This window comes from Paenarthrobacter sp. YIM B13468 (assembly GCF_042788025.1).
Classification (GTDB): Bacteria; Actinomycetota; Actinomycetes; order Actinomycetales; family Micrococcaceae; genus Arthrobacter; species Arthrobacter aromaticivorans.
On sequence record NZ_JBHZPI010000002.1, the window covers coordinates 80,530 to 106,032 of the forward strand.

The 25,503-nt window shown below is 62.4% G+C and carries 25 protein-coding genes and 1 tRNA gene; 14 read left to right on the top strand and 12 right to left on the bottom strand.

Translation table 11 applies throughout. The features are described from left to right. Positions 1-30: 30 nt before the first annotated feature. Complete coding sequence (gene efeU, locus ACFX4T_RS02365; RefSeq protein ID WP_223946621.1) at positions 31-891, bottom strand: iron uptake transporter permease EfeU; 861 nt, start codon at positions 889-891, stop codon at positions 31-33. A gap of 245 nt (positions 892-1,136) precedes the next feature. After that, positions 1,137-1,628 carry a YajQ family cyclic di-GMP-binding protein gene (locus ACFX4T_RS02370; protein ID WP_018776783.1) on the bottom strand — a complete coding sequence of 164 codons (492 nt, stop codon included), beginning with the start codon at positions 1,626-1,628 and terminating at the stop codon, positions 1,137-1,139. Positions 1,629-1,808: 180 nt separating this feature from the next. Between ACFX4T_RS02370 and ACFX4T_RS02375 the strand changes: the two genes are divergently transcribed. Then, complete coding sequence (locus tag ACFX4T_RS02375) at positions 1,809-2,075, top strand: hypothetical protein (RefSeq protein WP_216925007.1); 267 nt, start codon at positions 1,809-1,811, stop codon at positions 2,073-2,075. Positions 2,076-2,203: 128 nt separating this feature from the next. Continuing rightward, a tRNA-Tyr gene (locus ACFX4T_RS02380) sits at positions 2,204-2,285 on the top strand. Between the two features lie 156 nt (positions 2,286-2,441). Here the strand turns inward: ACFX4T_RS02380 and ACFX4T_RS02385 are convergent. Then, positions 2,442-3,230 (bottom strand): potassium channel family protein, encoded by a 789-nt coding sequence (locus tag ACFX4T_RS02385; RefSeq protein WP_377650671.1) that lies wholly within the window; start codon positions 3,228-3,230, stop codon positions 2,442-2,444. Positions 3,231-3,275: 45 nt separating this feature from the next. Then, the gene (locus ACFX4T_RS02390) at positions 3,276-3,497 is read right to left on the bottom strand and encodes a hypothetical protein (RefSeq protein WP_377650672.1); all 222 of its coding nucleotides are present in this window, start codon (positions 3,495-3,497) and stop codon (positions 3,276-3,278) included. Positions 3,498-3,687: 190 nt separating this feature from the next. On the opposite strand from ACFX4T_RS02390, the gene ACFX4T_RS02395 reads away from it, so the two are divergent. Further along, on the top strand, positions 3,688-4,233 hold the full coding sequence (locus ACFX4T_RS02395) for a thioesterase family protein (protein WP_216925010.1): 546 nt from the start codon (positions 3,688-3,690) through the stop codon (positions 4,231-4,233). A 6-nt stretch (positions 4,234-4,239) separates the two neighbouring features. Here ACFX4T_RS02395 and ACFX4T_RS02400 read toward each other — a convergent pair whose 3' ends face one another. From ACFX4T_RS02400 to ACFX4T_RS02410, 3 genes are read right to left on the bottom strand one after another with little or no spacing between them, the layout of a single operon-like run. Further along, positions 4,240-5,040: an ABC transporter permease subunit gene (locus tag ACFX4T_RS02400; RefSeq protein ID WP_377650673.1), complete on the bottom strand. Its 801-nt coding sequence runs from the start codon at positions 5,038-5,040 to the stop codon at positions 4,240-4,242. Beyond that, positions 5,033-6,019 (bottom strand): ABC transporter ATP-binding protein, encoded by a 987-nt coding sequence (locus tag ACFX4T_RS02405; RefSeq protein WP_377650674.1) that lies wholly within the window; start codon positions 6,017-6,019, stop codon positions 5,033-5,035. The genes ACFX4T_RS02400 and ACFX4T_RS02405 overlap by 8 nt, the downstream gene beginning before the upstream one ends. After that, positions 6,016-6,693 carry a TetR family transcriptional regulator gene (locus ACFX4T_RS02410; protein ID WP_216925013.1) on the bottom strand — a complete coding sequence of 226 codons (678 nt, stop codon included), beginning with the start codon at positions 6,691-6,693 and terminating at the stop codon, positions 6,016-6,018. The genes ACFX4T_RS02405 and ACFX4T_RS02410 overlap by 4 nt, the downstream gene beginning before the upstream one ends. Positions 6,694-6,895: 202 nt before the next feature. Here ACFX4T_RS02410 and ACFX4T_RS02415 point away from each other — a divergent pair, with 202 nt between their 5' ends. Further along, positions 6,896-8,710: a GDSL-type esterase/lipase family protein gene (locus tag ACFX4T_RS02415; RefSeq protein ID WP_377650675.1), complete on the top strand. Its 1,815-nt coding sequence runs from the start codon at positions 6,896-6,898 to the stop codon at positions 8,708-8,710. Between the two features lie 81 nt (positions 8,711-8,791). Beyond that, on the top strand, positions 8,792-9,169 hold the full coding sequence (locus tag ACFX4T_RS02420; protein ID WP_223946614.1) for a co-chaperone YbbN: 378 nt from the start codon (positions 8,792-8,794) through the stop codon (positions 9,167-9,169). Positions 9,170-9,289: 120 nt separating this feature from the next. Here the strand turns inward: ACFX4T_RS02420 and ACFX4T_RS02425 are convergent, their stop codons facing one another. Continuing rightward, positions 9,290-9,568: a putative quinol monooxygenase gene (locus tag ACFX4T_RS02425; protein ID WP_216925016.1), complete on the bottom strand. Its 279-nt coding sequence runs from the start codon at positions 9,566-9,568 to the stop codon at positions 9,290-9,292. An 83-nt stretch (positions 9,569-9,651) separates the two neighbouring features. On the opposite strand from ACFX4T_RS02425, the gene ACFX4T_RS02430 reads away from it, so the two are divergent. Further along, the gene (locus tag ACFX4T_RS02430) at positions 9,652-11,346 is read left to right on the top strand and encodes an AMP-binding protein (protein ID WP_377650676.1); all 1,695 of its coding nucleotides are present in this window, start codon (positions 9,652-9,654) and stop codon (positions 11,344-11,346) included. A gap of 132 nt (positions 11,347-11,478) precedes the next feature. Continuing rightward, the gene (locus ACFX4T_RS02435) at positions 11,479-12,384 is read left to right on the top strand and encodes an endonuclease domain-containing protein (protein ID WP_377650677.1); all 906 of its coding nucleotides are present in this window, start codon (positions 11,479-11,481) and stop codon (positions 12,382-12,384) included. Between the two features lie 75 nt (positions 12,385-12,459). On the opposite strand, the gene ACFX4T_RS02440 is transcribed toward ACFX4T_RS02435, so the two are convergent. Further along, positions 12,460-13,434 carry a DNA-3-methyladenine glycosylase family protein gene (locus tag ACFX4T_RS02440; protein WP_377650678.1) on the bottom strand — a complete coding sequence of 325 codons (975 nt, stop codon included), beginning with the start codon at positions 13,432-13,434 and terminating at the stop codon, positions 12,460-12,462. Positions 13,435-13,566: 132 nt separating this feature from the next. On the opposite strand from ACFX4T_RS02440, the gene ACFX4T_RS02445 reads away from it, so the two are divergent. The 6 genes from ACFX4T_RS02445 (at position 13,567) to ACFX4T_RS02470 (ending at position 20,010) form a co-directional block, all read left to right on the top strand. Beyond that, positions 13,567-13,959, top strand: a complete 393-nt coding sequence (locus ACFX4T_RS02445) for a VOC family protein (RefSeq protein ID WP_216925020.1) — start codon at positions 13,567-13,569, stop codon at positions 13,957-13,959. Positions 13,960-14,016: 57 nt separating this feature from the next. After that, positions 14,017-15,402: a cystathionine beta-synthase gene (locus tag ACFX4T_RS02450; protein ID WP_377650679.1), complete on the top strand. Its 1,386-nt coding sequence runs from the start codon at positions 14,017-14,019 to the stop codon at positions 15,400-15,402. Between the two features lie 48 nt (positions 15,403-15,450). Then, positions 15,451-16,620 carry a cystathionine gamma-synthase gene (locus tag ACFX4T_RS02455; protein ID WP_377650680.1) on the top strand — a complete coding sequence of 390 codons (1,170 nt, stop codon included), beginning with the start codon at positions 15,451-15,453 and terminating at the stop codon, positions 16,618-16,620. A gap of 4 nt (positions 16,621-16,624) precedes the next feature. Further along, positions 16,625-17,914: a glycosyltransferase 87 family protein gene (locus ACFX4T_RS02460; protein WP_377650681.1), complete on the top strand. Its 1,290-nt coding sequence runs from the start codon at positions 16,625-16,627 to the stop codon at positions 17,912-17,914. Between the two features lie 150 nt (positions 17,915-18,064). Further along, positions 18,065-18,589: a winged helix-turn-helix transcriptional regulator gene (locus ACFX4T_RS02465; protein WP_377650682.1), complete on the top strand. Its 525-nt coding sequence runs from the start codon at positions 18,065-18,067 to the stop codon at positions 18,587-18,589. Continuing rightward, the gene (locus tag ACFX4T_RS02470) at positions 18,586-20,010 is read left to right on the top strand and encodes an MFS transporter (protein ID WP_216925025.1); all 1,425 of its coding nucleotides are present in this window, start codon (positions 18,586-18,588) and stop codon (positions 20,008-20,010) included. The genes ACFX4T_RS02465 and ACFX4T_RS02470 overlap by 4 nt, the downstream gene beginning before the upstream one ends. Before the next feature lie 52 nt (positions 20,011-20,062). Here ACFX4T_RS02470 and ACFX4T_RS02475 read toward each other — a convergent pair whose 3' ends face one another. Then, positions 20,063-21,238 carry an acyl-CoA dehydrogenase family protein gene (locus ACFX4T_RS02475; protein WP_377650684.1) on the bottom strand — a complete coding sequence of 392 codons (1,176 nt, stop codon included), beginning with the start codon at positions 21,236-21,238 and terminating at the stop codon, positions 20,063-20,065. Positions 21,239-21,397: 159 nt separating this feature from the next. Here ACFX4T_RS02475 and ACFX4T_RS02480 point away from each other — a divergent pair, with 159 nt between their 5' ends. Beyond that, positions 21,398-22,738: a glycosyltransferase 87 family protein gene (locus ACFX4T_RS02480; RefSeq protein ID WP_377650685.1), complete on the top strand. Its 1,341-nt coding sequence runs from the start codon at positions 21,398-21,400 to the stop codon at positions 22,736-22,738. Positions 22,739-22,753: 15 nt separating this feature from the next. On the opposite strand, the gene ACFX4T_RS02485 is transcribed toward ACFX4T_RS02480, so the two are convergent. Together ACFX4T_RS02485 and ACFX4T_RS02490 are read right to left on the bottom strand one after the other, a co-directional pair. Then, on the bottom strand, positions 22,754-24,301 hold the full coding sequence (locus ACFX4T_RS02485; protein ID WP_377650687.1) for an APC family permease: 1,548 nt from the start codon (positions 24,299-24,301) through the stop codon (positions 22,754-22,756). Continuing rightward, positions 24,298-25,503, bottom strand: a complete 1,206-nt coding sequence (locus ACFX4T_RS02490) for a glutathionylspermidine synthase family protein (protein ID WP_377650688.1) — start codon at positions 25,501-25,503, stop codon at positions 24,298-24,300. Before ACFX4T_RS02490 ends, ACFX4T_RS02485 begins: the two co-directional genes overlap by 4 nt.

A 25,503-nucleotide genomic window follows, 5' to 3' on the forward strand; every position in this document is an offset into this window, starting at 1 on the left:
GATGCCCACGAGTCGGGTGGGCTGCGGGTATTACTGCTGCAGGGCGACTGCCGGGTTCGGGGCCGACGTCTTCGCTGCTGCCGCCGGAGGATGGGAACGGTTGGCCCGGATGTACAGGAACAGGACGGGGATGACATACAACAGCCATGCTCCAGCTTCCAGCCAGGTGGTGGCCGGGGAGAAGTTCAGAGTGCCCTTCAGCAAGGTTCCGTACCAGGACGACGGCGGGACGGCGGCTGAGAGGTCGAAGGCCAGGCTATGCAGGCCCGGAAGGATGCCGGCTTCCTGGAGATCGTGGATGCCATAAGCAAGGACCCCTCCGGCAATGACGATGAGTCCCACTCCCGTCCAAGTGAAGAAGCGGCCCAGGTTGACCTTCAGGACGCCACGGTGGAGCAGGTATCCGAGTCCGGCGGCTGTCAGGAGGCCAAACAGGGCACCAAGGAGGGGGAACGTGGTTTCGCCTGTGGCTTGCGCTGCCGCCCAAATGAAGAGTGCAGTTTCGAGTCCTTCGCGGCCCACGGCCAGTGCCGCAACTAGCACAAGGCCCCATGCGGCGCCGTCGGCTGCTTTGTCCACGTGGGACCTGAGGTCGCTTCCGAGGCTGCGGGCAGTGCGCGCCATCCAGAAGACCATCCAGGTCACGAGTCCCACGGCAACAATGGACAGCCCTCCGCCGATCGCTTCCTGGGCCTCAAAGGTGAGGCCCCGCGGTCCGAAAGTAAGAAGGGCGCCGAAAGCGAGGGAGATGGCGATGGCCAGCCCGACGCCGGCCCAGAGCCGGGGGAGCAGGGACTGCCGGCCGGTCTTGATGAGGTAGGCCATCAAGAGGACCACGATGAGCGAGGCCTCGAGGCCTTCACGCAGGCCTATCAGGAAGTTGGCGGTCATGTGCGTTTCTTTCACTCAGGGGAGCCATACTTAGGCTTGCCTAATGAAGAAGAATACTGCCATGGGGTGATTACGCAAAAAGTTTGTGCCCTAATGCCCCGGCCATTACGATAATCGATGTAGCCAGGCCGCAAAAACCGGGGCACAGCAAAAAACCGGGGCATAGCGCCAAAAAACCGGGGCCCAGCGCCCTGAGTGGCGCCGGACCCCGGCTTTTATGACGCTGACGGTCCAGCGTCGGCAGCCTAGCTGCGGAAGTTCACGAACTGCAGGTCTGCCTCTTCGAACTTCTTGAGGATGTTCATGGTTTCCTGCAGGTCATCGCGGGACTTGGAGGTGACGCGAAGCTCGTCGCCCTGGATCTGGGACTTGACGGACTTGGGGGCTTCGTCGCGGATGATCTTGTTGATCTTCTTGGCGATGTCCTGCGCGATGCCCTCCTTGATGGTGCACTCCAGCCGGAATTCCTTGCCGGACGGGTAAGGCTCGCCCTGGTCCAGGGACTTCAGTGAGATGCCACGCTTGATGAGCTTGGACTGGAAGACGTCCAGGACGGCGAGGACACGATCCTCCGAGTTGGCCTTCATCAGGATCTTTTCGCCGCTGAAGTCAATCTCTGCGCCGACTCCCTTGAAGTCATAGCGCTGGGCGATTTCCTTCTGGGACTGGTTGAGCGCGTTGGCGACCTCTTGCTTGTCTACCTTGCTGACGACGTCGAACGTTGATTCGCCTGCCATGACTCTCCTTAGGTTGGGGGCCCGGTAAGGGCGGTTTGTCTGCCATCCAGCCTAGTACGGAAGGAGCGGGATGGGGCCGTGGATAACTCTCACAGTTCGCTCACAGCACATGCTTGGTTGGAACCGAGGTGGATGTTTGAGAGTTGTACCAGTTGGAAGAGCCCACCCCCGGAGGTAAGCATGAGCCACAAAGCCGTCCACTACGTCACGAAGTCCGCATCCGCGGCGGCTGGTTCGATCGGTACGGCGGCCGCAGCCGCGGCGAGTGCGGTGGCAGCGGTGACCGTGGCGGCGTCGATCGTCCTGAGTCCGGTGCCGGATGCGGCTTCGCGTATGGACGGGGTGCATGCGGATTTGCAGCGGGCTGTGGAGCTTAACCAAATCACGGCTGAGCAAGCTGAAAAGTTTGAAGCGAAACTGGCTGGCCGGATCCTCGGAGAAGCCTGAAATACAGGCCATTCGGGCGTGTCTGCCCTCGATTAGATTCTTGGCCGGAAGTTCTGTAAGGTTGTCTCTGCCTTCGGTTACCGGATCGAAAAGAAACGGTCTCCGGAAGTGATCTTCTTTTGAAGTTCGGCAGATTACCCGAGCGGCCAAAGGGGGCTGACTGTAAATCAGCTGGCAACGCCTACGGGGGTTCGAATCCCTCATCTGCCACCCAAAGGGAAATCCCCGGAACCAACAGGTTCCGGGGATTTTTCGCGTTCGAGGGTACACGCGTCAGGAATGCGGGGCCAGGGAACCCGCGGCTCCCGCTCTTGTTCGCTGAACTCACCGTTGTGCGGAGGGGAATTCGAACGATTCCGGGACTTCTCAGCTGGCCGTTGACTCCGTGCCAGTGTCACGCCCAGCAACCGCGCTCTCCCGAAGCTCGGCGATCTCACGCCGCAGCGCTGCAATTTCAGTGACAAGGTCTGCCAACTCAGCGCGGACCGGTTCTTCGGCGGCTGCTGCTTTGGTTTCCGCGGCGGCAGCCACGTCTTCTGCGTTTTCCTCGATTCGTTGCACCAGCCACGAGGCAATGGAGGCCGTCACGATACCCAGGACGGCAATCCCGCTCATCATGAGCGCTGCCGCCACGATCCTGCCGATGGGGGTGACGGGGTAGAGGTCTCCGTAGCCGACTGTGGTGATGGTGGTGATGGCCCACCATGCAGCGTCGCCGAAGGTGAGGATCTTGGCGTCCGGGGCATTCTGTTCCACATCAAGCACTGCCAAGGCGCCGATAAGCACCAACATGGCGGCTGAGCCGGCAACATATGTGGCGACGCGTCCGCGCAGGGTTTCTCCCACGGTGCGTTGCAGTACGGACAGGAGAGTGACTAGCCGAAGGAGTCGGAGTGGCCGGAAGAAGGGGAGCACCACGATGAGGAGCTCATGCAGGTTCCAGATGAACCATCGCCTTGGATCCTCGGCCAGCCAAAGGTTGGCGAAGTAGTCCAGCGCGAAGATCCCCCAGGTAATCCAGAGGATTATTTCGAAGGGAAGGCCTGCCGCGCCGTCTACCCGTCCTATGACCTGCCAGGCATATGCCGCGAGGAAAATCAGTGCGGTCGCCATCAAGGGCCATTCGACGAGGTCCCGGTATCGCGCTTGAGTCATACGGGAATCCTAGCCACAGCAGCAACCACGCCACTGAAAAACGGATCAGACGTTGGGCGTCTCCAGCCAGTATCCGTCCATGTGGTGAACCAGTTGCCGGCCCAAACCGCCCTTGAGCTGAACCCAGAGTGTGCTGCGGTCATCGGTCATGCCATCGATGGTTCCTTCGATGCGGTTGCCCCGGGCGTCCCGGAGCACGACGTCCTGGTGCCGGGCGAGGTCGGGCCAGACGTCGGCGTGCGGCTTGGTGGTTTGCAGTGTGCTCAAAGGGATCTCCCTGGGTGTGAGTCGGTGTTTCCGGGTTTCAGATATTGTGCACGGGATGGATGAACTGGCGGTAAACGTTTGTGCAATCGTTGGACATAAAGCCCCGGATGTACTACCGCGGCGCCTGCAGCATGTCCACCATGCGGTCCGCCTATTCCCTCGGAAGTTACTCGCAAGTAACATTGCTCGCATGCATTTGCTTCTTCGCACCCTCATGCTGCTGTTCACTTCATCCAAGCGTTCACCCTTGGGTGCTTGGGAGGCGTCCTCGCTGCCCCTGCGGGTTCTGCCGACGGACATCGACATCGCGATGCATGTGAACAACGGTATGTATTTCTCCTTGATGGACCTTGGCCGTTTCGACCTCATGGTTCGGAGCGGTATCTGGAAAAAGATGCGTAGACGCGGTTGGAGCCCCGTTGCGGCCGGAGAGACCATCGCTTTCCGCAAGTCATTGCAACTCTGGCAGCGCTACACCATCGAAACACGCATCATCGGACTGGACACCAAAGCTATCTACTTTGAGCAGCGCATGGTGGTGGACGGCGAGATTTACGCACGCGCCCACATCGCAACCCGCCTGGTAAGCAAGGGGAAGCCAGTGACGCAGGAGGAGATCATTGCTGAGTTCGGCGCGCCACCGGCTGATCTGGAATTACCGGAGTGGATCCATGAGTGGCGGGAAAACAATGCGCTCCCAGGAGCACGCCGGCCAGCTCCGCATTTGTGGGCCTAGGGGAGCTCAAACACCTACGTCCCGCCGCTGAAGCGCAACCGCGCCCAGGGCGATAAGCGCCGCGGAGATACCAAGTAAGCCTGCAGCCGCTCCCCAATCAGCGCCGTTCGTTACCGGTGAATTGCCGTACGCCCAGTGGTACGGCGAAAGGTTCAGCAGCCAGTCGACGTCGGGGCTTTGCCTCCCAACAGCGTTGAAGACATAGCCGAGGACGGCGACGGCCGCACCAGCAGCAATTGCATAGACCTTCCGCCCCGTCAGCGCACCCACGCACAGCGCCGCTGTTCCACTTAGCAGTGCCAAAGCGGCAAACAGCACTACCGCACCGAAGAGATGCCCGACGTCGATGTCCAGTTTCGAGGGCCCGTTCAGCACCAGCACCAGCAGGAAGACCAAGGCCGAAAGGATCCCGACGCGCACCACGAGTGCCAGGGCTCGTTCAAGGACCACCTGGATTCGGGTCACGCTATGGGCAAGGGTCAATTCCAGCAGCCCCGATTCTTCGTCCCCGCCCACTGCAGCCGCGCCCCAGCCTACGGATGCCATGGACATCAGCAGGAAACCGATCAGGCCGAACATGGTGGCCTGTGTATAACCAGGTCCGGTGGCTATCTGGTCATAGTTCAGGGCTTTGGTCATCTCTTGTGGGAGTGCGTCGATCATTTGCTGCATTTGCGCGCTGCCCCCGATGGACGGATAAAGGGGCAGGTACAGCATGATTGCGCCCGTCAGTCCCAAGGCCCACGCGAGGGTGGACCGCCACGAGTCTGTCAAGGCTTTGGTGAAGAGGGGGAGGAACCTAGGCATGGTGCGCTCCTTCCGTGTGGCTCGCGGATTTGTGTCCATTTCCGTTCCCCACATAGTGCCCCGTGTAGAGAGTCAACACGGCCTCCTCCAAATCCGGTTCCTCCAGGACGAGGTCTTTGAGGTTCAGCCGAGCCAGCTCCTGCACCAGTGGCTGGACCTGACCGGAAAGTGTCGCCGTTGCTTCGACGGCGGCTTCCGCTGCGCCGTCGCCGGGAAGCTCCCGCAGCACAACGTTGGCGACGCCAGGCACTCGCGCCAGCAGCGCGCCGACGTCGTTCGCTTCCGCGCCGGCCGCGTTGAACCGCAACTGCCGTACAGCCGCGTTCCGCAAGGCCTCAACAGTGGAGATTGTCACGATGCCGCCATCGCGGAGGATAGCTACGGTGTCGGCGGCCTGCTGGACCTCGCTCAGGACGTGTGAGCTGAGGAAGACCGTTGCGCCGCCGTCCACCACTTCGCGGACCAGTGCATGGAACTCCTGTTGGACCAGGGGATCCAGGCCGCTGGTTGGTTCATCGAGCACCAGGAGCTCGGGGCGGTGCATAAATGCCTGCAGCAGGCCGAGCTTCTGCTTGTTCCCCTTGGAGAGCTTGCGGGTCTGCCGGTCCAAATCCAGATCCAGCCGCTCTGCCAACTCGTTAACATACTTGGGCTCTACCGGGCCGCTGATAGCGGCGAAGTGTTCAAGCATGCGCCGGCCCGTGGTTCGGTTCTCCAAGTGAAGTTCGCCCGGGAGATAACCGATCCTTCGGCGCAGCCCGGTTCCGGCGCGGCGTGGATCCCGCCCCAACACTGAAATGGTTCCCGCGCTTGGCCGGATGATATCCAGCAGGCAGCGCATGGTGGTGGTTTTGCCCGCTCCATTCGGTCCAATAACGCCGAAGACCGTTCCCGGTTCGACGGCGAAATCGAGTCCGTGGAGGACCTCGCGCTGGCCGAACTTCTTGCGCAACCCTTCGACGACGATTGCCTGGGTCACGGGGCATGCTCCCTTCCTTGGTTGTTGGTGTCTTGTTGCAGGGCGTCGCGGGCCGCATCCAGGAATCGCGAATCCGCATAGAAGCCGTTGGTGTAGATGTCCAGCGCGGGGACGGTCAGTTGCCGCAGCAGTTCCGGTCCTATGCCGTGCGGTTCTATTACGTCCGCTCCCAGCGCCCGTGAGAGGTGCCTGCCGAGCATGAGCATGGAGAGGCTGTTTGAGGCGACGACGACGGCGGTGGACCGGACGTCGTCGAATTCGCGGATGGTGCCGGCGGCGATCCCGGCCTCGATAACGTCCTGCGTCTGGCGCACAACGGCGTCGAAGAATGCGTCGCCAGCCTCGGATTCGTCCCCCAGGGAGCGCCGAATGTAGGCGATCTCATCGGCGTACTGGTCCGGATGGTTGAGGTAGTCCTGGATCAATTGACGTGTAGTGGCGGGGTCGGTTTTCTCCTTGCCCTGGCTGGCGGTCTGCGCAAGGACATGCTGGTCGCATGCTTCGCGCAGACCTGCCTTGCTGCCGAAATGGTGGATCACCAAGCCGGGGCTGACCCCCGCCGCAGAGGCGACCGCCCGGACGGTGGCAGGGCCGAAACCATCGCGGCCGAACAGCCCGATTGCGGCATCGCGAATGCGCGCCCGGGTGGTTAAATCCTCTGCGGTTAAACGCATGTTTCATACACTAAACACTTGTTCAATCGCGATCAAGAGGCCGCGAACATAACGATGTGACACCGAACGTTGAGTCGTCGCTGCATGAAGTCCCGGCGTCGAAGATACTGGCTTCACTGTCTTCGTGGGGGAGCAGTGACGGGGCCCATGGGTCCGAAGATGCAGGGGTAGATAAGTGGGTTGTGCAGGGTCGGCTTCGTCCTTGAAGAAAAGCAAAATCGCCGGATCAGTGGCGGCGCTGCTGTTGGTCCTTGGCCAGCTCGGAACCTCGGTACCGGTGCAAGCCGTGCCGTCGGCGAGCATCCAGCTTGAGACTTCCACCCCTCCCGTTACGGGTGCCATCGGGCAGCTTTACAGCACGAGCACCTGGGCGCGAAGCGTGCTGATCCGGCCCACGGCAGCTGAGGAATGCTCCAGCACCGGCTGCGTGCAACGGTTCCTCGGTGGCGATATCGCTTGGTCGGCCCGCACGGGAGCGCGGGTGGTGGTCAATGGACCAGTCCGCAACGCATGGTGGGAAGCCGATGGCCCCGCGGGCTATCACGGCTATCCCACAACAGACACAGTCAGCGGCCTGCGTAACGGTGGTTCCAAGCAACTCTTCGAACGAGGAGCGATCAGCTACTCGGCAGCCACTGGAGCCCAACGCGCAACAGGGTCCATCCACTTGGCGTGGGGGAGAGCGGGTTTTGAGACTGGTTTCCTCGGGTACCCGGCTGGCAGCGAACGCACAGGACTGCCCGACGGCGGTGCCTACCAACTCTTCGAGCGCGGCTTTGTCGTGTGGTCCCCTGAAACTGGGGCGCATCCCTCCATGGGAGCCATACGTGAGCGCTGGCGCCAATCGGGGCTGGAAAGCGGCGAATTTGGCTATCCCACGTCGGATGAAGCGACCGGCCTGCGCAACGGTGGCTCCGCACAGCAGTACCAGCGCGCAACCATCATCTGGTCGCCCGCCACCGGCGCGAGGGCCTTGACGGGAGCTATCCGTAGCTACTGGTCCGCGACTGGAGGCCAGAACGGTGCCTTGGGGTATCCGGTCAGCGAGGAATACCGGCAAAACGACTTCGTCTACCAACTCTTCCAGGGCGGCACGGTCTATTGGTCGGCGGCAACGGGTGCGCATTCAACCACCCATGGTGACGTCCACAACCGCTACGTCTCCCTGGGTGGAGCTGCCGGACAATTGGGCTTGCCCCTCACGGACAAACTGCCTCGTGCCGGGGGACTGGTGCAGCAGTTCGTCAACGGCTGGCTTGTCTGGGGGCCGGCCACGGGAGCACGGATCGTAGGGCACCCGACGTACAAAGTGTGGTCCATCAATCCGGGCGAGTTCGGCTGGCCAGTGCGCGATACCTGGTCCGATGCCAGGGGCTCCCACGTGGCCTTCCAAAAGTTGGAAACCATCTGGAACGATTCCACGCAGGAGTTGTATTCAGCCGAAGCAGTGGACGCCTCCACAGTGGTCTTCCTTGGCGACTCGCAGCTGGACCTTGACTCATGGGGCGAACAGGGTGCCCGAGCCGCTGGCTATACCCGCCAGGTGGTCCGGAGCGTCGGTGGGATCGGATACGTTTCGGGGAGCCCCGCGGTCGGTGGCAATTCAGCGACGGATGCCGTACTCCTGGATCGGATCCTTTTGCCCCAAGGGAACCCAGGGCTGGTGGTGGTCACACTTGGCGGAAACGACGCCCGGATTTTTGCCACCGATGCCGCGATCCTGTCCCAAGCCAACCGGCTGTGGGATGAACTGCGCCGCAAATATCCCCGCAGCACGATCCTTATCACCGGGGTTCTCTCCCGCTATGACGCCAGCCATTTCCAACGTCGATGGGTGGACGGGCTCTTGACCCGCGAAGCCGCTGTCCGGGGCTGGCCCCGTATCTCGATGGCCGGCACAGCAACTATCGCCGGGGCCACCTGGAACTATCTGGATGATGTGCACATGAACCAAACCGGACACAACAAGGTGGCTCCGCTCTACGCGTCCGCGCTCAAGTACGTTCTGGGCAAGTAGCAGTTTATTCCCGGTGACGCGTGAAGCGAACATCGCCCCTCTCCACGGGACTTAGCGAGCGGGGTCGCGTACCGTGGAAACATGGCTACAGTTGACATCACTGGAGAACAGTTCGCATCGACCATCGAAGGCAATGACATTGTCCTGGTGGATTTCTGGGCTGCCTGGTGCGCCCCGTGCCGCCAGTTTGCGCCCACTTATGGGGCAGCTTCTGAGAAGCACCCGGACGTGGTCTTCGCGAAAGTGGACACCGAGGCTGAGCAGCAGCTCGCCGCCGAAGCCGGGATTACGTCTATCCCGACGCTCATGGCATTCCGTGAGAAAGTGCTTGTCTTCTCGCAGCCGGGTGCCCTCAACGGCCCGCAGCTGGAGCAGGTCATTGAGGCCGTGAAGGGCCTGGACATGGAAGAAGTCCACGCCCACGTGGCCAAGGCACGTGCCGAGGCCCAGGAAAGCTAGTACCAACCCGGCGAAATCGCCGGAAGCACATCGAGGCCGCCGGAGAGTTCCGGCGGCCTCGATGCTTTAAGGCGTTCCCGCAGTTTTGCAGCGGTTTCGCTGAGCTGGTGCTGGGAGAGATTAGAGCCGTTCGAGCTTGACCGGCTCGGCAAGCAGGGCGCTGAGGGACTCGTTCAGGTCCTGGACGGCAATGCCCTTGGAGTGCTTCTCCAAGGCCTCCTCAGACTCCCAGCGCTCTGTGAGCACCAGCTTCTCCTCAGTGGCTTCGGTCAGTTCATAACGGATGCAGCCGGGCTCGTTGACGACCTCGTCGATCGCGATTTCCAAGGCGAGCTTCACGCGGAAGAATTCGCCGTCGTTGGGGATGAACGTGGCCTGCAGGTCGATGGGTGCACTCATGGATCCAACCCTACCGGGAGGACACGGAGCCGATTGTCCACTTTACGGTTCTGTTGCGCGGACTGTCTTGGTAGCGTTCGGTCATGTTGTCCTACACCGCCGGAGACACTGACGTCCCGCTGCTCGAAGAGACCATCGGTGCCAATTTTGAACGCATCGCAGCGCAGTTTCCGCTCAGGGACGCCCTGATCGAAGCAGCTGCCACACCCGGCGGGGACGCCCGTCGGTGGAGCTACGAAAAGCTTAACGACGACGTCGATCACCTCGCCCGCGCGCTCCTCGCCCAAGGCGTGGAGAAAGGCGAGCGCATCGGCATCTGGAGCCCGAACTGTGCCGAGTGGACCATCCTGCAGTACGCCACGGCAAAGATCGGGGCCGTGCTCGTCAACGTCAACCCGGCTTATCGCAGACACGAACTGGAGTTCGTGGTGAAGCAGAACGGCATGCGGATGCTCGTGGCTGCGCCCTCAGATAAGAACAGCGATTACGTGGGCATGGCCAGGGAGACTGCCGGTACGTGCCCCGAACTCAGGGAGATCGTCTTCCTCCCCGGGGACCCGGTTGCGGGCCTCTCGGCGGGTGTCCCCGAGGCCGGCCACGAACTGACGTACGCCGAGCTCCTGACCCGGGCGGACGGCGTCGGGCCTTCTGCATTACGGGACCGCATGGCCGAACTGGGTCCGCACGATCCCATCAACCTTCAATACACTTCGGGCACCACGGGCTTCCCGAAAGGTGCAACCCTCACGCACCACAACATCCTCAACAACGGCCATTCGATCGGCAACGGCCATTCGATCGGCCGCCTCCTGGGATATACGGAACATGACCGCGTGGTGATTCCGGTCCCGTTCTACCACTGCTTCGGAATGGTGATCGGAAACCTGAATGCCCTGAGCTTCGGGGCGGCAACCATCATCCCAAGCAGGGGATTCAACCCATCCGCGGCGTTGGAAGCCGTGCAGGACTTTGGCGGCACATCGCTTTATGGCGTGCCCACCATGTTCATTGCCGAGCTCGCGCTGCCCGACTTCGCCACGTTCGATCTCTCTACGCTCAGGACGGGCGTCATGGCGGGGTCGCTGTGTCCCATGGAGGTGATGCGCCGGGTCATCGATGAGATGCACATGGTGGACGTGGCCATTTGCTACGGCATGACCGAGACTTCGCCGGTATCCACCATGACCCGGGCGGGGGACACTTTGGAACATCGGACCAGCACGGTGGGCAGGACCATGCCGCACCTTGAGAGCCGGATCGTGGATCCGGGTACGGGTGAAGTGGTGGAGCGCGGTGTCATCGGCGAGCTGTGCACGCGCGGCTACGCGGTGATGCAGGGTTACTGGGGCCAGCCGGACAAGACGTCCGAGGCCATTGACCCTGAAGGCTGGATGCACACGGGCGACCTCGCCCGAATGGACGAGGACGGGTATCTGGTGATCGAAGGCCGGATTAAGGACATGGTGATCCGTGGCGGCGAGAACATTTATCCCCGGGAGATCGAGGAGTTCCTGTATCTGCATCCGTCCATCCAGGACGTGCAGGTAATCGGTGTTCCGGATGCCAAATACGGGGAGGAGCTCATGGCCTGCATCATCCTCAAACCGGGGGCGGAAACCCTGACCGCCGAGGACATCGCCGAGTACTGCAGGGGCAAGCTGGCGCACTACAAAATTCCGCGATACGTGGATGTCCGCGAGAGCTTCCCGATGACCGTCTCGGGCAAGGTCCGGAAAGTAGATATGCGCCAGGAAGCCGTGTCCCGCCTCCACCTCTAAATGCAACGCGGGGTCACTTACGGCCCATGTTGACGACGTTTATGGGCCGTAAGTGACTCCGCGTTGCTGTCATCGGTATCCGGGCTGTGGATAACCCCGTGCTGACAGTTCCAAGCCGACACACTGGAATGCATGGTCCGTATCAACCCTCTGCCCGACGAACTCCAGTACCGTGCCTTCACGACGTACGAGTCCCGGGAGCTCGGTATCCCAGCTAAAAGGCTCAGGGCGAAGGACCTTTCCGACGGCGGTCGGCTGATTCATCTGCCAACGGGACGTGAGATTGAACTGCTGGAACGCGCGCGGGTTCTGGCCGCCGCAACACCCGGCGCCTGGGTTTCGCACGAGACTGCTGCCCTCTTGACCGGGCTGGGGCTTCCCCCTTGGATGGGCGGGGGAGACGCCATCCACCTCAGCAAACCGCATACCCTCCCGAGGGTCCGCCGTGCCGGGGTGACGGGGCATAGAGTGCGCGTCCACCCCGGTGAAGTCATGGATTTCGAGGGAATACCGGTTGCAGTTCGTCCTCGCACCTGGCTGGACTTGGCCAAGGACCTGTCTCTTCCCTATGTCATTGCGATGGGCGACCAGCTGATCCGTCGCCCTCGACCAAGCTTCGAATCACGGTCCGAACCCTATGCTTACCCTTCTGGTCTTCGACTGTTGATTCGGCAGCACCCCAACCTCCAAGGGGTGGAGAAGGCCCGCCTGGCGCTGGACGAAATGCGGGTGGGCGCGGACTCGTATCCAGAAACATTCCTTCGTCTGGCCATGCGGGATGCCGGCCTTCCCGAACCTGAACTACAACTGCAGTTGGACCTGCTGGATCCGATATCACCAAGGGCCGACCTCGGGTACCGGCGGTTTCGAATCGCAGTGCAGTACGACGGCGCCCATCACCTGACACGTGAACAGCAGTCCCGGGACAACCGGCGCGACGAGGCATTCCTCAGAGCGGGGTGGTCTTACTTCAAAGTCAATGCAGACGACCTTGCCGAAGGCTTCGCCGGGGTGATCTCCAGGATCAAGAGGGTATGACCCAACGCGGGGTCACTTACGGCCCATGGTGAGGGCAAACATGGGCCGTAAGTGACCCCGCGTTGCTTTAGAAGGTCAGTGGGCGCGGTGGTCCTGGACGGTCATGCGTGGGCCGAAGGTTGGTTTGCGGAACCCGCTCAGGTAAAGCATGCGGACCAGCCGCTGCCTCTGTCCCCGCCAAGGTTCCAGCAGTTCCAGCATGCCGGCGTCGTCAATTTTCCGTCCCAGCAGCGCATAGCCCACGAACGACGCCAGATGGTAGTCGCCCACGGAGATCGAATCCGGGCAGCCGTGCGTACGTTGGACCACTTCCGCGGCAGTCCAGACGCCGATGCCGGGAATAGTCTGCAGTTTGGCTCCGGCCCGGGCTGGGTCCAACCCAGCCAAGCGTTCAAGCGCGACGGCGGATTGCAGCGCCCGCATCACTGTCGCCGAGCGTTGTGGCCCGACTCCCGCCTTGTGCCACTCCCAGGACGGAATGGCCAACCATTGCCGCGCGGTGGGAGGCACGAGGAGCCCTGGCGGAGCCATACTGCCGGGGGCTTTGGTTCCGAAGCGGTACATCAAGTACCGGTAGCCACGCCTTGCCTCCAAGGTGGTGACCTTTTGCTCCAGAATGGTGGGCACCAGCGAGTCAACCAGCCGCCCGGTGGAGGGCAGCCGCAGGGCCAGGTTCCGGCGTCGTGCTTCGGTAACCAGGCGCGGCAGGGTTGCATGGAAGCCGGGTTCATCGAAAGCGGACCAGTCATCGTCGGCGCCGAGTAGCCGGGGAACGCTGGAAATGGCCTCCTCCGCACCGGGCCCCCACGCCTGGGCGTCAACGAACGTATCCTCGCCCAGTCCACCCGCAGAGAGCCGCAGGGTGACAGCGCCTGAGGGAGTGGTGAAGGCAATCCAGAAACCAGTGGGATGGGCCGCGAAAGAGGGGTCGGCGTTGCCACGCATCAGGGGAAACATGGTTTGGTCGAGCCTGTAAGAGGCGCCGGGGTGCCATCGTATGGAAGCGTCTGCCGCGGCCGCAACAAGGGGCGGAGCGTCTGCGATGGTCATGTTTTCATGGTCCCACGGCTGGCTGACAATTCACTCCTGTGAGCCTCTTACGGCGGCTGCTTCACGGGTCTAGACTCCCTGATGTGGCGCGGGTGGGCCGCGTCCGAACCCCAAATTCCAGGAGCACGAACCATGGCCGGAATAGTGCATTTCGAGATTCCCACGGATGACAACGAGAGGGCCAACACTTTTTACCAAAGTGCTTTTGGCTGGAATCTCAGCCCTATGCAGGAAATGGATTACACGATCGCCATCACTACTCCGTCTGATGAAGAGACGGGCAGGCCCAGCGAACCCGGAGCCATCAATGGTGCGCTGTTTCCACGCACGGACAGCCTGAAAAATCCCATCCTCACCATCGATGTGGACGATGTGGATGCTGCCCTCGGCCAAGTGGAATCCGCCGGTGGCTCCATCGTCCAGGGTAGGGACGCCGTCCCCGGGATGGGCTGGTACGCCTACTTCAAGGACACCGAGGGCAACATCCTGGGCCTCTGGCAAACCGACTCCTCCGCCGGGAAGTGATGCTCCGCAAGTGAGGCACGGCGGGGCGGGCTACGGGCAGGCGGTAACTTTGTACCTATGAAGTACGCCCAGTCCGTGTTGGAACTCATTGGCAACACGCCGCTCATCAAGCTCAACCATGTAACGGACGGGATCAAAGCCACCGTCCTGGTCAAGCTCGAGTACGTCAATCCCGGTGGATCCATCAAGGACCGCATCGCCGTGAAGATGATCGAAGAAGCGGAAAAGGACGGGCGGCTGCAGCCGGGCGGGACCATTGTTGAACCGACGTCGGGCAACACCGGAGTCGGCTTGGCGCTTGTAGCCCAGCAGAAGGGCTACAAGTGCGTTTTCGTGGTTCCGGACAAGGTGGGCGAGGACAAGCGGGCGGTCTTGGCCGCGTACGGGGCGGAGGTCGTGGTGACGCCCACGGCTGTTGCCCCCGACAGCCCGCAAAGCTACTACGGCGTCTCAGATCGCCTGGTCAAGGAAATTCCCGGTGCCTTCAAGCCGGACCAGTTCTCCAATCCAGCAGCCCCGGACAGCCACTTCGAGTCAACAGGACCGGAGATCTGGCGCGACACTGACGGCAAGGTGACGCACGTCGTCATCGGCGCCGGAACGGGCGGCACCATCACGGGCACGGGCCGCTTCCTCAAGGAAGTATCGGCAGGCAGGCCCGGGTCCGACGGCGGCAGGGTCAAGGTGATCGGCGCGGACCCGGAAGGTTCTGTGTACTCAGGCGGTTCGGGACGCCCCTATTTCGTGGAGGGCGTTGGCGAGGACATGTGGCCCGCCAACTACGACAAGACCGTGCCGGACCAGGTCATTGCAGTATCCGACGCTGATTCATTCGCCATGACCCGCCGCCTTGCACGCGAAGAGGGCCTCCTGGTGGGCGGCTCCTCCGGCATGGCCGTGGTCGCTGCCCTGGAGGCGGCCAAGGACCTGGACGAGTCGGCCGTCGTCGTGGTGATCCTCCCCGATTCGGGCCGCGGCTACCTTGCCAAGATCTTCAACGATCAGTGGATGCGCTCCTACGGCTTCCTCTCCGGCGGCGAAGAGTCATCCGTGGGCGAGGTGCTGAAGTCCAAGACAGGCGAGATGCCGGACCTAGTCCACATCCACCCGAACGAGAGTGTTCGCGACGTCATCAACATCATGAATGAGTTCGGCGTCTCACACATCCCGGTCCTCTCGCAGGAACCGCCGGTGGTCATGGGCGAGGTCCTCGGCGCAGTCGATGAACGCAGCCTCACCACCAAGCTGTTTCGTGGCGAAGCCAAACTCACGGACAAGATTGCCGAACACATGGGGGAGCGCCTGCCCGTTATTGGATCCCTGGAGACCATCTCCGCGGCACGCGAGCTCTTGTCCGACGTCGATACTGTCATGGTCACGTTCGTTGGGGCCCCGGTGGGCATCCTGACGCGCCACGACCTTCTGGCCTACCTGAGCAACTGAGCGCCACGCGCCCACTTCCAACCGTTGAACACTGAAAGAGGAGCTTCCATGTCCGTCAACAACAACGCCGGGTTCAACACGAGGGCCGTCCACGCGGGCCAGGCCTTCGAACCCCGGACCGGCGCTGTGGTGCCCCCTCTGCACTTCAGCTCAACCTACGCCCAGGACGGGATCGGCGGCCTGCGTTCGGGCTACGAGTACGGCCGTGGCGGCAACCCCACGCGTGACGCCCTGCAGGAACAGCTGGCAGCCCTTGAGGGTGGTTCCGCCGCATTCTCGTTCGGCTCTGGCCTTGCTGCCGAGGACTCGCTGATCCGCGCTGCGGCCCGCCCCGGGGACCACATCGTCCTGGGCAACGACGCCTACGGTGGCACATACCGCCTCATCGACCGTGTGCTCGGCGACTGGGGCATTGGCAACACTCCTGTTGACATGTCCGATCTCGATGCTGTGGCACGTGCCGTTGCAGGGAACAAGACGCGCATGGTGTGGGTGGAAACCCCGTCCAACCCCTTGATGAAGATCACCGATATTGCGGCGCTCGCCGCCGTAGCGCACGACGCCGGTGCCCTCCTGGTGGTCGACAACACCTTCGCGTCTCCCTACTTGCAGACCCCGCTGGACTTGGGCGCCGACGTCGTGATCCATTCCACCACCAAGTACATCGGTGGCCACTCGGATGTGGTGGGCGGTGCGATCGTGGTCAACGATCCCGAACTCGCCGAGAAGATCGGTTTCATCCAGTTCGCCGTTGGTGCCGTTTCGGGACCGATGGATGCTTTCCTGACCACGCGGGGCCTGAAGACCCTGGGCGTGCGCATGGACCGGCACAGCGAGAACGGGCAGGCTGTAGCTGAATGGTTGCTGCAGCGTCCCGAAGTTGAAGCCGTGCTGTACCCGGGCCTCCCGGACCACCCCGGCCACGAACTCGCTGCCAAGCAGATGAAGAAGTTCGGCGGCATGGTCTCTGTCCAGTTCAAGGGCGGCGAGGCCGCAGCCCGTACAGTTGCCGAATCCACCTCGATTTTCACCCTGGCCGAATCGCTGGGCGGAATCGAATCGCTCATGAACTACCCCTCGGAGATGACGCACGCATCCGTCAAGGGGACCGAACTGGCCGTCCCCGTGAACCTCTTGCGCCTGTCCTGCGGCATCGAGGAGTCCGAAGATCTGATCGCGGACCTTGAGCAGGCCTTCGCCAAGATCAGCAACGGCTGACACTGTGGCTTCTTCTTCACCCACGGTCGTTTCGGCTGCCCAGCGCGGCTGGATCCTGACCATCGCAGGCGTTCTGACCCTCGCCGTCGCCGTTTGGTTCCTCTACACGGACTACAAGCCGTTCCTGAACGACTTCGAGGTCTATTTCTACGGCGGCGGCAAGGTTCTCCAAGGCGGGGACCTTTATGCCGTGCGCGACGGCCTTCCCTTTACCTACCCGCCGTTCGCGGCCTTGCTCTTTGCCGGCCTGGCAGCAATGGGTTTCTTCGCCAGCAGCATGGTCTTCATCATCGCCGCCCTGGCAGGTGCCGCAGTGGTGGCTGCCTGGTTGGCACGCCACTACTTCGGCCTGAAGACATGGCGTTCAGCTTTCGCCGACTATCGCTTCAGGACCACGGCTTTGGTGGGAACGGGAGCGATCCTGCTTCTGGGCCCATGGCGGGATACGTTCGTTTTCGGCCAGATCAACATCATCCTGATGGGCGTGATCCTTGCCGACTTCGCGCTCTACGGTAAGGTGCGGGCGGGCCTCATCCGCTGGCCCGCCGGGCTGTTGATCGGCCTGGCCGCTGGCGTGAAGCTCACGCCGCTGGCGTTCGGACTGTATTTCCTGGTCCGCCGGGACTTCAAGGCCCTCGGGTGGATGGCCGCTGGGTTCTTTGGATCCATCGCCATCGCGTGGGCCATCCTGCCGCAAGCATCCCTGGCATTCTGGACCCAGATCCTCCCCGATACCGGGCGCATCGGTGGTCCGGCCTACGTGGACAACCTGTCCGTCAAGGGGCTGCTCCTGCACTTCGGCATGCCGGATTCCTCTCTCACCAGCTTGGTGTGGATGGTTCTTTCGCTGGGACTCGCGATCCTCGCGGCCTTGGTCATCAAATGGGCCGTGGATGTGGAAGAAAACTTCATCGCGGTCTCGGCCACAGCCATCCTGATGCTCCTGATCAGTCCTGTCTCCTGGTCCCACCACTGGGTGTGGGTGGCAGTGGCCCTGCCGAGCATGGCCTTCGCGATGCATCGGGTGCCGTCCCGCAGCGGGCGCATGCGAACAGCAGGGTGGATCATCGTGGCCTGTTCCACGGTTGCCTTCTATATGACGCCAAAGAACCTTGCCGTCTGGGCCGGTGCTGCCGAGTGGGGCAAGGACCCCCAGACGCAATGGCAGCTGATGGTGTCAAGCCTGGGTGTGGTGTGCGGAATCGCGCTGCTGGTGTACTGGGCCTTGGCTTACCGGCCTTCGCGCACGGGCCTCGTTCCCGCAGGTATGCGCGCGGGGCATGTGGCTTCCTGACTTCCTTTGCCGCGCTTTTCAGGCCAAATCAACCCAAATAGGGTGCTTCCGAGGATTTTGAACTGCAAAGAAGGTCAGGAAGCAGCGGCGCTCACCAGGACAACTGCAGCGAGCATAGCTTTCTTTAGAAAAGTCATGTACTTTGTCCACATGCCTTTACGATCCGACTGGTCCGCCCGGACGTGCAGCCTGGCCCGCGGACTCGATGTCCTGGGCGATCCATGGGGAAGCCTGGTCCTGCGCGAGATCTTCTTCGGGAACGGGCGCTTCGACGCCATCAAGCAGCGCCTGGAAGTGGCGGACAACATACTCAGCAAACGGCTCGGATGGCTCCTCGAGGCCGGTCTGCTGGCACAACGTCCCTACCAGGATGGTGCCCGGACCCGCCAGGAATACGTACTCACCTCCAAGGGCGAGGACGCTCTCCCGGTCCTCAACGCCATCATCATTTGGGCCGAGAAGCACCTGAACGCACCTAACGAGGTGTCCCACATGCGCGTCATTCATACTGACTGCGGACAAGTCACGGCATCAGCAGACACCTGCACCCACTGTGGGGTCCAGCTGACGGCCGCCAACACGAGCTGGCATAGTTTCACCCGCAGCGACCATCCGCTGCCACTGGCCGTCGCTCCCGCTTTAGCAACTTCCCCTGAAACGGAGATCTCCGCATGACCGCTCCCGATGTCACAGGAACTCCGACAAGCGATGAAAAAGTCCCAACCAGCAAGCAACCCCGCAAGCAACCCCAACCCCGCAAGCAATCCAGTCGCAGGCTTCACCCGGCCTGGATCGTGGCCGCCGTAGCTTTCCTCGCCCTGGTTGGGGCGGCCGGCTTCAGGGCCGCGCCCGGAGTACTGATGGTCCCGCTGCAACAGGAATTTGGCTGGTCCACCACAGTGCTGTCCCTTGCGGTAAGCATCAACCTCGTCCTGTTCGGGCTGACGGCACCCTTCGCCGCTGCCCTCATGGAACGCTTCGGCATACGCAAAGTCACCTCGCTCGCGCTTTGCCTGATCGGTCTGGGCTCAGCGCTTACTGTGTTCGTGAACCAGTCCTGGCAGATCCTGCTCACCTGGGGCGTGCTGATTGGCCTGGGAACGGGATCAATGGCCCTCGTCTTCGCAGCCACCATCGCCAACACCTGGTTCGCCAAGAGCCGTGGCTTGGTCATTGGCATCCTGACCGCCGGCAGCGCCGCTGGCCAGCTCGTCTTCCTGCCCTTCATCGCCGCCCTGGCCCAAAACCCGGGCTGGCGGGGCGCGTCGCTGCTCATCGCCGCCGGGGCGCTCGCTGTAGTACCGCTGGTCCTGCGCTGGCTGCGGAACTCACCAGCCGACGTCGGCGTGTTGCCATACGGTGCGGAAGCACCTGACGCCAATCCCTCAGGTTCAAAGACCACGACGCCGGGCGTTGCAGTTGCGTCGCCACCGTCGGGTTCCGCGTCAGTCAAGCCGGATTCGGCGAACGCGGCCGTCCGGGCGTTGCAGGTCCTCAAACGTGCCAGCAAAGTCCGTACGTTCTGGGCGTTGGCGGCGGGTTTCGCCATTTGCGGCGCGACGACCAACGGGCTCATTGGAACGCATTTCATTCCCTCAGCGCACGATCACGGCATGCCGGAAACAACAGCGGCGGGCTTGCTGGCCGTCGTCGGGATCTTCGACATCGTGGGGACCATCGCCTCCGGGTGGCTGACAGACCGCTTCAACCCCAAGGTCCTGTTGGCGGTGTACTACCAGTTCCGGGGGATCGGGCTGTTGGTCCTGCCTCTGTTGTTGGGCTCATCCGTGGAACCCAGCATGATCATCTTCGTCGTGGTCTACGGCTTGGACTGGGTAGCTACGGTGCCTCCGACGGCAGCCATCTGCCGCTCGGTGTTCGGCGCCGATGGCTCCGTGGTGTTCGGCTGGGTGTTTGCGGCCCATCAGCTCGGTGCAGCCGCTGCCGCACTGGCCGCCGGTTTTATCCGCGATGCCACCGGCCACTACAACTACGCCTGGCTGGGTGCAGCCGCGATGTGCACGGTAGCTGCGGTGATCAGCGCAACCATCCGCAAGGATGCAGCAAAGAAGCAACCCAAACCGGTTTCCGCCTGACCCGGGCCTGACCCAGCCGGCAGCGCCAGCCCAATCCAAGCCCAACCCAGCCTCAGCCCCGGAACGCGGCAACCCCTGTGATGTGCTGCCCAAGGATCAGGGTGTGAACCTCGTCAGTGCCCTCATACGTGCGCACTGATTCGAGGTTGTTGGCATGCCGCAGCGGCGAATAGTCCAGTGTGACTCCGTTGCCGCCCAGGATCGTGCGGGCCTCCCGCGCGATTTTGATGGCCTCCCGGACGTTGTTGAGCTTGCCCACGGAGATCTGCTGGGGCTGAAGGTGTCCGGCGTCCTTCAGGCGGCCAAGGTGAAGGGCAAGCATGGTGCCCTTTTGGATCTCGAGGAGCATGTTCACCAGCTTCTCCTGCGTCAGTTGGTATCCAGCGAGTGGTCGCCCGAACTGGAGCCGGCTGCCGGCGTATTCCAGAGCGGACTCATAGGAGTCGCGGGCTGCGCCCATGGCTCCCCACGCAATGCCGTACCGGGCCTCGTTCAGGCACGAGAAGGGTCCACGAAGGCCGATGGCACCCGGGAGGATTGCTTCCGGACCCAGCCTTACGTCGTCGAACTTTATGTCGCATTGGATTGATGCGCGCATGGAGAGTTTCGGTTCGATAGGCGTGGCCGTTACACCCGGGGTGCCCGCGGGTACCAGGAAGCCGCGGATGCCGTCGCCTGTTTGGGCCCACACCACCATGACGTCGGCAATGGAGGCGAGTCCGATCCAGCGCTTGGCGCCGTTGAGGACCCAGCCGTCGGAGGTCTCTCGGGCGAACGTGGCCATCGATGACGGGTCCGAACCGGCCGTCGGCTCCGTCAACGCAAAGCATCCGATCAGTTCGCCGGCCGCCATCCGTGGCAGCCACTGTTCTTTCTGCTCCTCCGAGCCCCATTTGTGAATGGCTGTCATGGCGAGCGAGCCCTGCACCGAGACGAAGGTGCGGATGCCGGAATCGCCGGCCTCCAGTTCCATGGCCGCCAGGCCATATTCGACGGCGGTGCGTCCGGGACAGCCGTAACCCTCCAGATGCATTCCCAGGACGCCGAGCTCACCCAACTCCGGCACGATCTCCTGCGGGAAGACTGCGTCCTCATACCAGCGCGCGATGTTCGGCCGGATCCGCTGGGTTGTGTAATCCCGGACCTTTTCGCGGAGAGCCAGTTCTTCGCTGGTCAACAGGGAATCGAGGGCCAGCACATCCGAGGTGTTCGTCGTTGAATCGCTCATTCCAGCATCCTAAGTGGCTGGATGCCCTCATGAAGCGGAGGCCCCGCGCCGTCTGCTGGGTCGGGCCGCCGCCGGGCGTTTAATCCGGGCGTTTAAGTAGTATGTATTCCGGGAGCCACTGGGTTCCCACTGCACAAAGAAAATATTGGGGGACAAGACATGGCACTGCCCGGCGTCGATTTACAGTCTAAGGCGGATGCCCGAAAGTCTGCATCCACCACTTCACGGGCACTCCATTGGCTCCCGTGGGCGCTCTTGATATGGCCCGTCTGGCTGATGCTTGCTGGCTGGAGTAAGGAGGGCCTGGACTTCAGCGTCTACTGGTTCGGCGGAAGCATCCTCAACGACGCCGGTGCCTCGCCCTCGGACTTGTACGGCCCAAGCGTTGCCGCAGCCGGAGGACCGGAACTTCCCTTTACCTATCCGCCGTTCGCAGCCCTGATCTTCGGCCTGCTCGCCCTCTGGCCGCAACCCGCCGCGCTAATGCTGTTCAACGTGGCCGGCGTGGCGATTGCCGCCTGGGTTGCCGCCACCATTGTGAAGTATTGGGCCTCCAAGCACGACTGGCGCAGTGCGTTGTCATCTAGCCGCAGCCGCTGGGTCGTAGGGGCGCTGTTCCTGGCTGTCCTGTTCCTTGGTCCATGGCGTGAGACGTTGGCGTTCGGCCAGATCAACATCCTCCTCATGGGCTTGATGGCCGTCGACCTGCTGGGCGCCTCCCGTCGTCGGGGGTTCCGTGGCAGCGGCTTCCTGGTGGGCATAGCTGCGGGTATCAAGCTGACGCCTCTTGTCTTTGGCCTGTACTACCTGATGCGCAAGGATTGGCGTGGACTGGTCAACATGTCCATCGGTTTCGCCGGCACCGTCCTCCTGGCATGGGTGGTCCGGCCAGCTGAGTCGCTGCAGTTCTGGCTGGAAATACTCCCTGATACGTCCCGGATCGGCGGCGCTGGCTACGTGGACAACCTCTCGATAAAGGGCGCTTTGCTGCACTTCGGCGTGCCCCAGGATTCAGTAACCGTTCCGTGGCTCGCGCTCAGCCTCGCCACGGTTGTACTCGCGGCCTTCCTGATCCGCGCGGCCAGTTCGCAAGGAGCCCGCGTCATTGCAATGTCGACGACGGCACTCACCATGTTGCTCATCAGCCCCGTCTCGTGGTCCCACCATTGGGTCTGGATGGCCGTGGTCCTGCCGGCGTTCGCCTGGAGCATCAAGGAAACGCCTGGCCGGTACAGGGCGCAGAGAATCGTGATGACCGCTGTGCTGGCCGTTTCCACCCTGGTCTTCTTTTATTCGCCAAAGACCATCGGCACGGCACTGGGTGCCGCGGACCTCAACGTCCAGACGCCGGGGCTCTGGATCATGGCATCCAGCGCAGGCGTGTTCTGCGCCGTGGCGATTCTGGTCTGCTGGTTGGTCGCGTTGCGGCGGGACGCTGTCCAGCTCGAGGTCCCTGACATTCCCACCCGGCTGCGTCAGTGGACCGCAGCGCAACGCTAGGCTTGCTCGCGCAGCTTAGTCGCCGCGTACCAGCCCGGCGTCAGCGCGCTCCCCAGTGAAGAAGCCACGCGTGGCAGGTGCAAAACGGCACACGATGGCCAGCACCACGCCCAGGAGCAGAAGCAGGACTCCGCTGACAAACGCTCCGCCGATTCCAAAGATCTGGGTATCTCCATACTCCGGATCCCACATCTGCACCGCCGAAATGAAGAACGCCACCGTCAGCGATACCGCTCCCAGGAAGGGCAGGATGCCACGGAACCACAGGTTGCGGGCAGAATCCCGGAGGGTGGAGCGGAAGAACCACACGCACGAGAAACCGGTCAGGGCGTAGTAGAACGCGATGAACAGGCTGATGGCACTGATGGAGTCCGCCAGCAGGTCCTCGCTGAGGAAGCTCATGGCCACGTAATACACCACGGCAGCCACGCCCATGACCTGGGTTGAGAAACCCGGTGTCTGGAATCGTTCGTGGACCTTGCCAAAACGCGCCGGCAGGGCACCGTGCACCCCCATGGACAGCGTGCCCCGGGCTGTGGGGAGGATGGTGGTCTGCGTTGAGGACAGCACGGATGCCAGAACTGCCACCACGATCAGCCAACCCCACGGACCCAGCACTACATCCTTCATAGCCAGGAAGACGTCATCCTGGTTCGCTTCATTGCCCAGGCCGATGCCCTCGGTCCCGACACTCGCGTACATCATCACCAGCAGGGCAACGGAGACATAGATTGCCACCAGGACGAACGCAGAAATGACTGCACCCCGGCCGGGAGTCTTCGCAGGGTTTTCGGTTTCTTCGTTCAGGGCCAGGCAGGTGTCCCAGCCCCAGTAGATGAACAGGGCCAGCAGGACCCCGTGAACCACCGCGCTGGGATCGGCGAAGGCACCGGCGGGGTTGAACCACTCAAAGTCGAAAGGCTGGATGGTTGCGCTGCCGTTGGCTCCGCCAGGCGCGCCACCGGCGATCCCAACAATAATGGCCACCGCGAAGATGCCCAGTGAAATGTACTGGATGTAAGTCAAGGTCCGCTGGACGTGCTCGCCCAGCCGGATGCCGCGGTGATTAACGTAGGTCATGAACGCGATGAACAGGACCCCGGTGGCGGTAACCAGCCAGGTGTTGGCGGCCAGGGAACCGTCGCCGATCAGCAACCACAGATATTTCCCTGCGATCTGGGCCAGGTTGGCGAGGACTACGATGCCGGCCAACGCCACGCCCCAGCCGCCCAGCCAGGCAGCCCACGGACCAAAGGCCTTGCGGGCCCAGAAGAACGTGGTGCCACAGTCAGGGAGCGCACTGTTCAGCTCGCGGAATGCATAGGCGATAAAGAGCACTGGAATGAAGGCAAGAACCAGGATCAGGGGCGTGTAGTTGCCGTTGACGGCAACAATGAGCCCCAGTGTAGCGGCCAGCGAATATACGGGAGCCGTGGACGCCAGCCCGAGCATGACCGAGTCGCCAAGGTCCAGGATGCCTGCATGGAGGCCTTTGGAAGGTACGACGGCGGTACGGCCGCCGCCCGCTGAACCGCCGTCCGGCGTCGAGGTTTCAGTGCTCAAAGTGCAGCTCCGTAAGAAGTAGTAGTTGGCGCGGCAGGCGCCGGGGCGTCGATGGTGTTGGGGACGAAGCGGCAGAAATAATCCGTGATGGGGCCATCCGATTCACGGATGCCGCAGCCCACGGACTCGCCGTCCACCACCCAGAGACCAAGCACCGGATGGTTTCCATCGAAGTCGGGGAGAGAGTGGTACTCCTGGAAGCACCACCCTTCACGGCCATAGCCGCCGGGCTGCTGCAGTTCGATGCCGGGCGCATGGATGCGGATGTTGTCGCCCTCGCGGCCATGAAGAGGCTTGGCCACCCATTCCTTGAGCGGGCCAGGATCGCCAAGGAACGCCGGCAGCAGGTTCTCGTGGCCGGGGTACAGGTGCCACAGCGCAGCGAGCAGGGCCTTGTTGGAGAGCAGCATCTTCCACGCGGGCTCCACCCAGCGGGGGTTGTGTGCCCGCGTCAGCAGCCGGTGTCCGAAAGGTTCCTTCATCATCAGTTCCCACGGATACAGCTTGAACATGGTGTTGATCATGAAATTGTCCAGGTCCACAAAGCGGTTCAGGTTCGGGTCCCAGCCGATGTCGGACATATTGATGCCGATAGTCGTCCACCCACCCTGGCTCGCCACATCCCGCATGTAGGCGGCAGTCATCCAGTCCTCACCGGACTCTTCGGCCTCCGAGTGAGCCACATGCAGTGTGCTCATCCCGGTGCGGAACTGCAGCTTTTTCCATTGCCGGATCAGCGCCTCATGGATTCCGTTCCACTGGTCCTTTTCCGGGAACACATCCTGCAGCCAGAACCACTGCGCAACGGCTGCTTCAATGAGGCCTGTCGGGGTATCGGCGTTGTACTCCAGCATTTTTGCCGGACCACCCTTGCCGTCATAGATGAAGTCGAAGCGACCGTAAATATCCATATCCCCGGCCTGCAACGATTCGCCGGCGAGCTCCAGCGCCTGTTGTCCGATGCCAATATCGCCCATGGCCCCGGTGGCAAGGAACTTTGCTGCTTCCAGGCACATGAGGTGCATGTCCTCGGCAGTCTTCTCGAGCGTCTCCACCTCGTCCATGGTGAATTCGTAGTACGCCGACTCGTTCCAGTATTCGATTTTGCGGCCATCGGGCATGGTGGTGGTCGAAAAGACCAGGCCCTGTTCTTCGATCTTCTTTTTCCAGTCCGGCCTGGGCTCGGAGGGCAAACGCTGCAC

Bases quoted from the DNA above. Each gene is read 5' to 3' on its own strand.
- efeU (WP_223946621.1), bottom strand. From the start codon at position 891: ATGACCGCCAACTTCCTGATAGGCCTGCGTGAAGGCCTCGAGGCCTCG.
- ACFX4T_RS02370 (WP_018776783.1), bottom strand. From the start codon at position 1,628: ATGGCAGGCGAATCAACGTTCGACGTCGTCAGCAAGGTAGACAAGCAA.
- ACFX4T_RS02375 (WP_216925007.1), top strand. From the start codon at position 1,809: ATGAGCCACAAAGCCGTCCACTACGTCACGAAGTCCGCATCCGCGGCG.
- ACFX4T_RS02385 (WP_377650671.1), bottom strand. From the start codon at position 3,230: ATGACTCAAGCGCGATACCGGGACCTCGTCGAATGGCCCTTGATGGCG.
- ACFX4T_RS02395 (WP_216925010.1), top strand. From the start codon at position 3,688: ATGCATTTGCTTCTTCGCACCCTCATGCTGCTGTTCACTTCATCCAAG.
- ACFX4T_RS02400 (WP_377650673.1), bottom strand. From the start codon at position 5,040: ATGCCTAGGTTCCTCCCCCTCTTCACCAAAGCCTTGACAGACTCGTGG.
- ACFX4T_RS02410 (WP_216925013.1), bottom strand. From the start codon at position 6,693: ATGCGTTTAACCGCAGAGGATTTAACCACCCGGGCGCGCATTCGCGAT.
- ACFX4T_RS02420 (WP_223946614.1), top strand. From the start codon at position 8,792: ATGGCTACAGTTGACATCACTGGAGAACAGTTCGCATCGACCATCGAA.
- ACFX4T_RS02425 (WP_216925016.1), bottom strand. From the start codon at position 9,568: ATGAGTGCACCCATCGACCTGCAGGCCACGTTCATCCCCAACGACGGC.
- ACFX4T_RS02430 (WP_377650676.1), top strand. From the start codon at position 9,652: ATGTTGTCCTACACCGCCGGAGACACTGACGTCCCGCTGCTCGAAGAG.
- ACFX4T_RS02435 (WP_377650677.1), top strand. From the start codon at position 11,479: ATGGTCCGTATCAACCCTCTGCCCGACGAACTCCAGTACCGTGCCTTC.
- ACFX4T_RS02440 (WP_377650678.1), bottom strand. From the start codon at position 13,434: ATGACCATCGCAGACGCTCCGCCCCTTGTTGCGGCCGCGGCAGACGCT.
- ACFX4T_RS02445 (WP_216925020.1), top strand. From the start codon at position 13,567: ATGGCCGGAATAGTGCATTTCGAGATTCCCACGGATGACAACGAGAGG.
- ACFX4T_RS02450 (WP_377650679.1), top strand. From the start codon at position 14,017: ATGAAGTACGCCCAGTCCGTGTTGGAACTCATTGGCAACACGCCGCTC.
- ACFX4T_RS02455 (WP_377650680.1), top strand. From the start codon at position 15,451: ATGTCCGTCAACAACAACGCCGGGTTCAACACGAGGGCCGTCCACGCG.
- ACFX4T_RS02465 (WP_377650682.1), top strand. From the start codon at position 18,065: ATGCCTTTACGATCCGACTGGTCCGCCCGGACGTGCAGCCTGGCCCGC.
- ACFX4T_RS02470 (WP_216925025.1), top strand. From the start codon at position 18,586: ATGACCGCTCCCGATGTCACAGGAACTCCGACAAGCGATGAAAAAGTC.
- ACFX4T_RS02475 (WP_377650684.1), bottom strand. From the start codon at position 21,238: ATGAGCGATTCAACGACGAACACCTCGGATGTGCTGGCCCTCGATTCC.
- ACFX4T_RS02480 (WP_377650685.1), top strand. From the start codon at position 21,398: ATGGCACTGCCCGGCGTCGATTTACAGTCTAAGGCGGATGCCCGAAAG.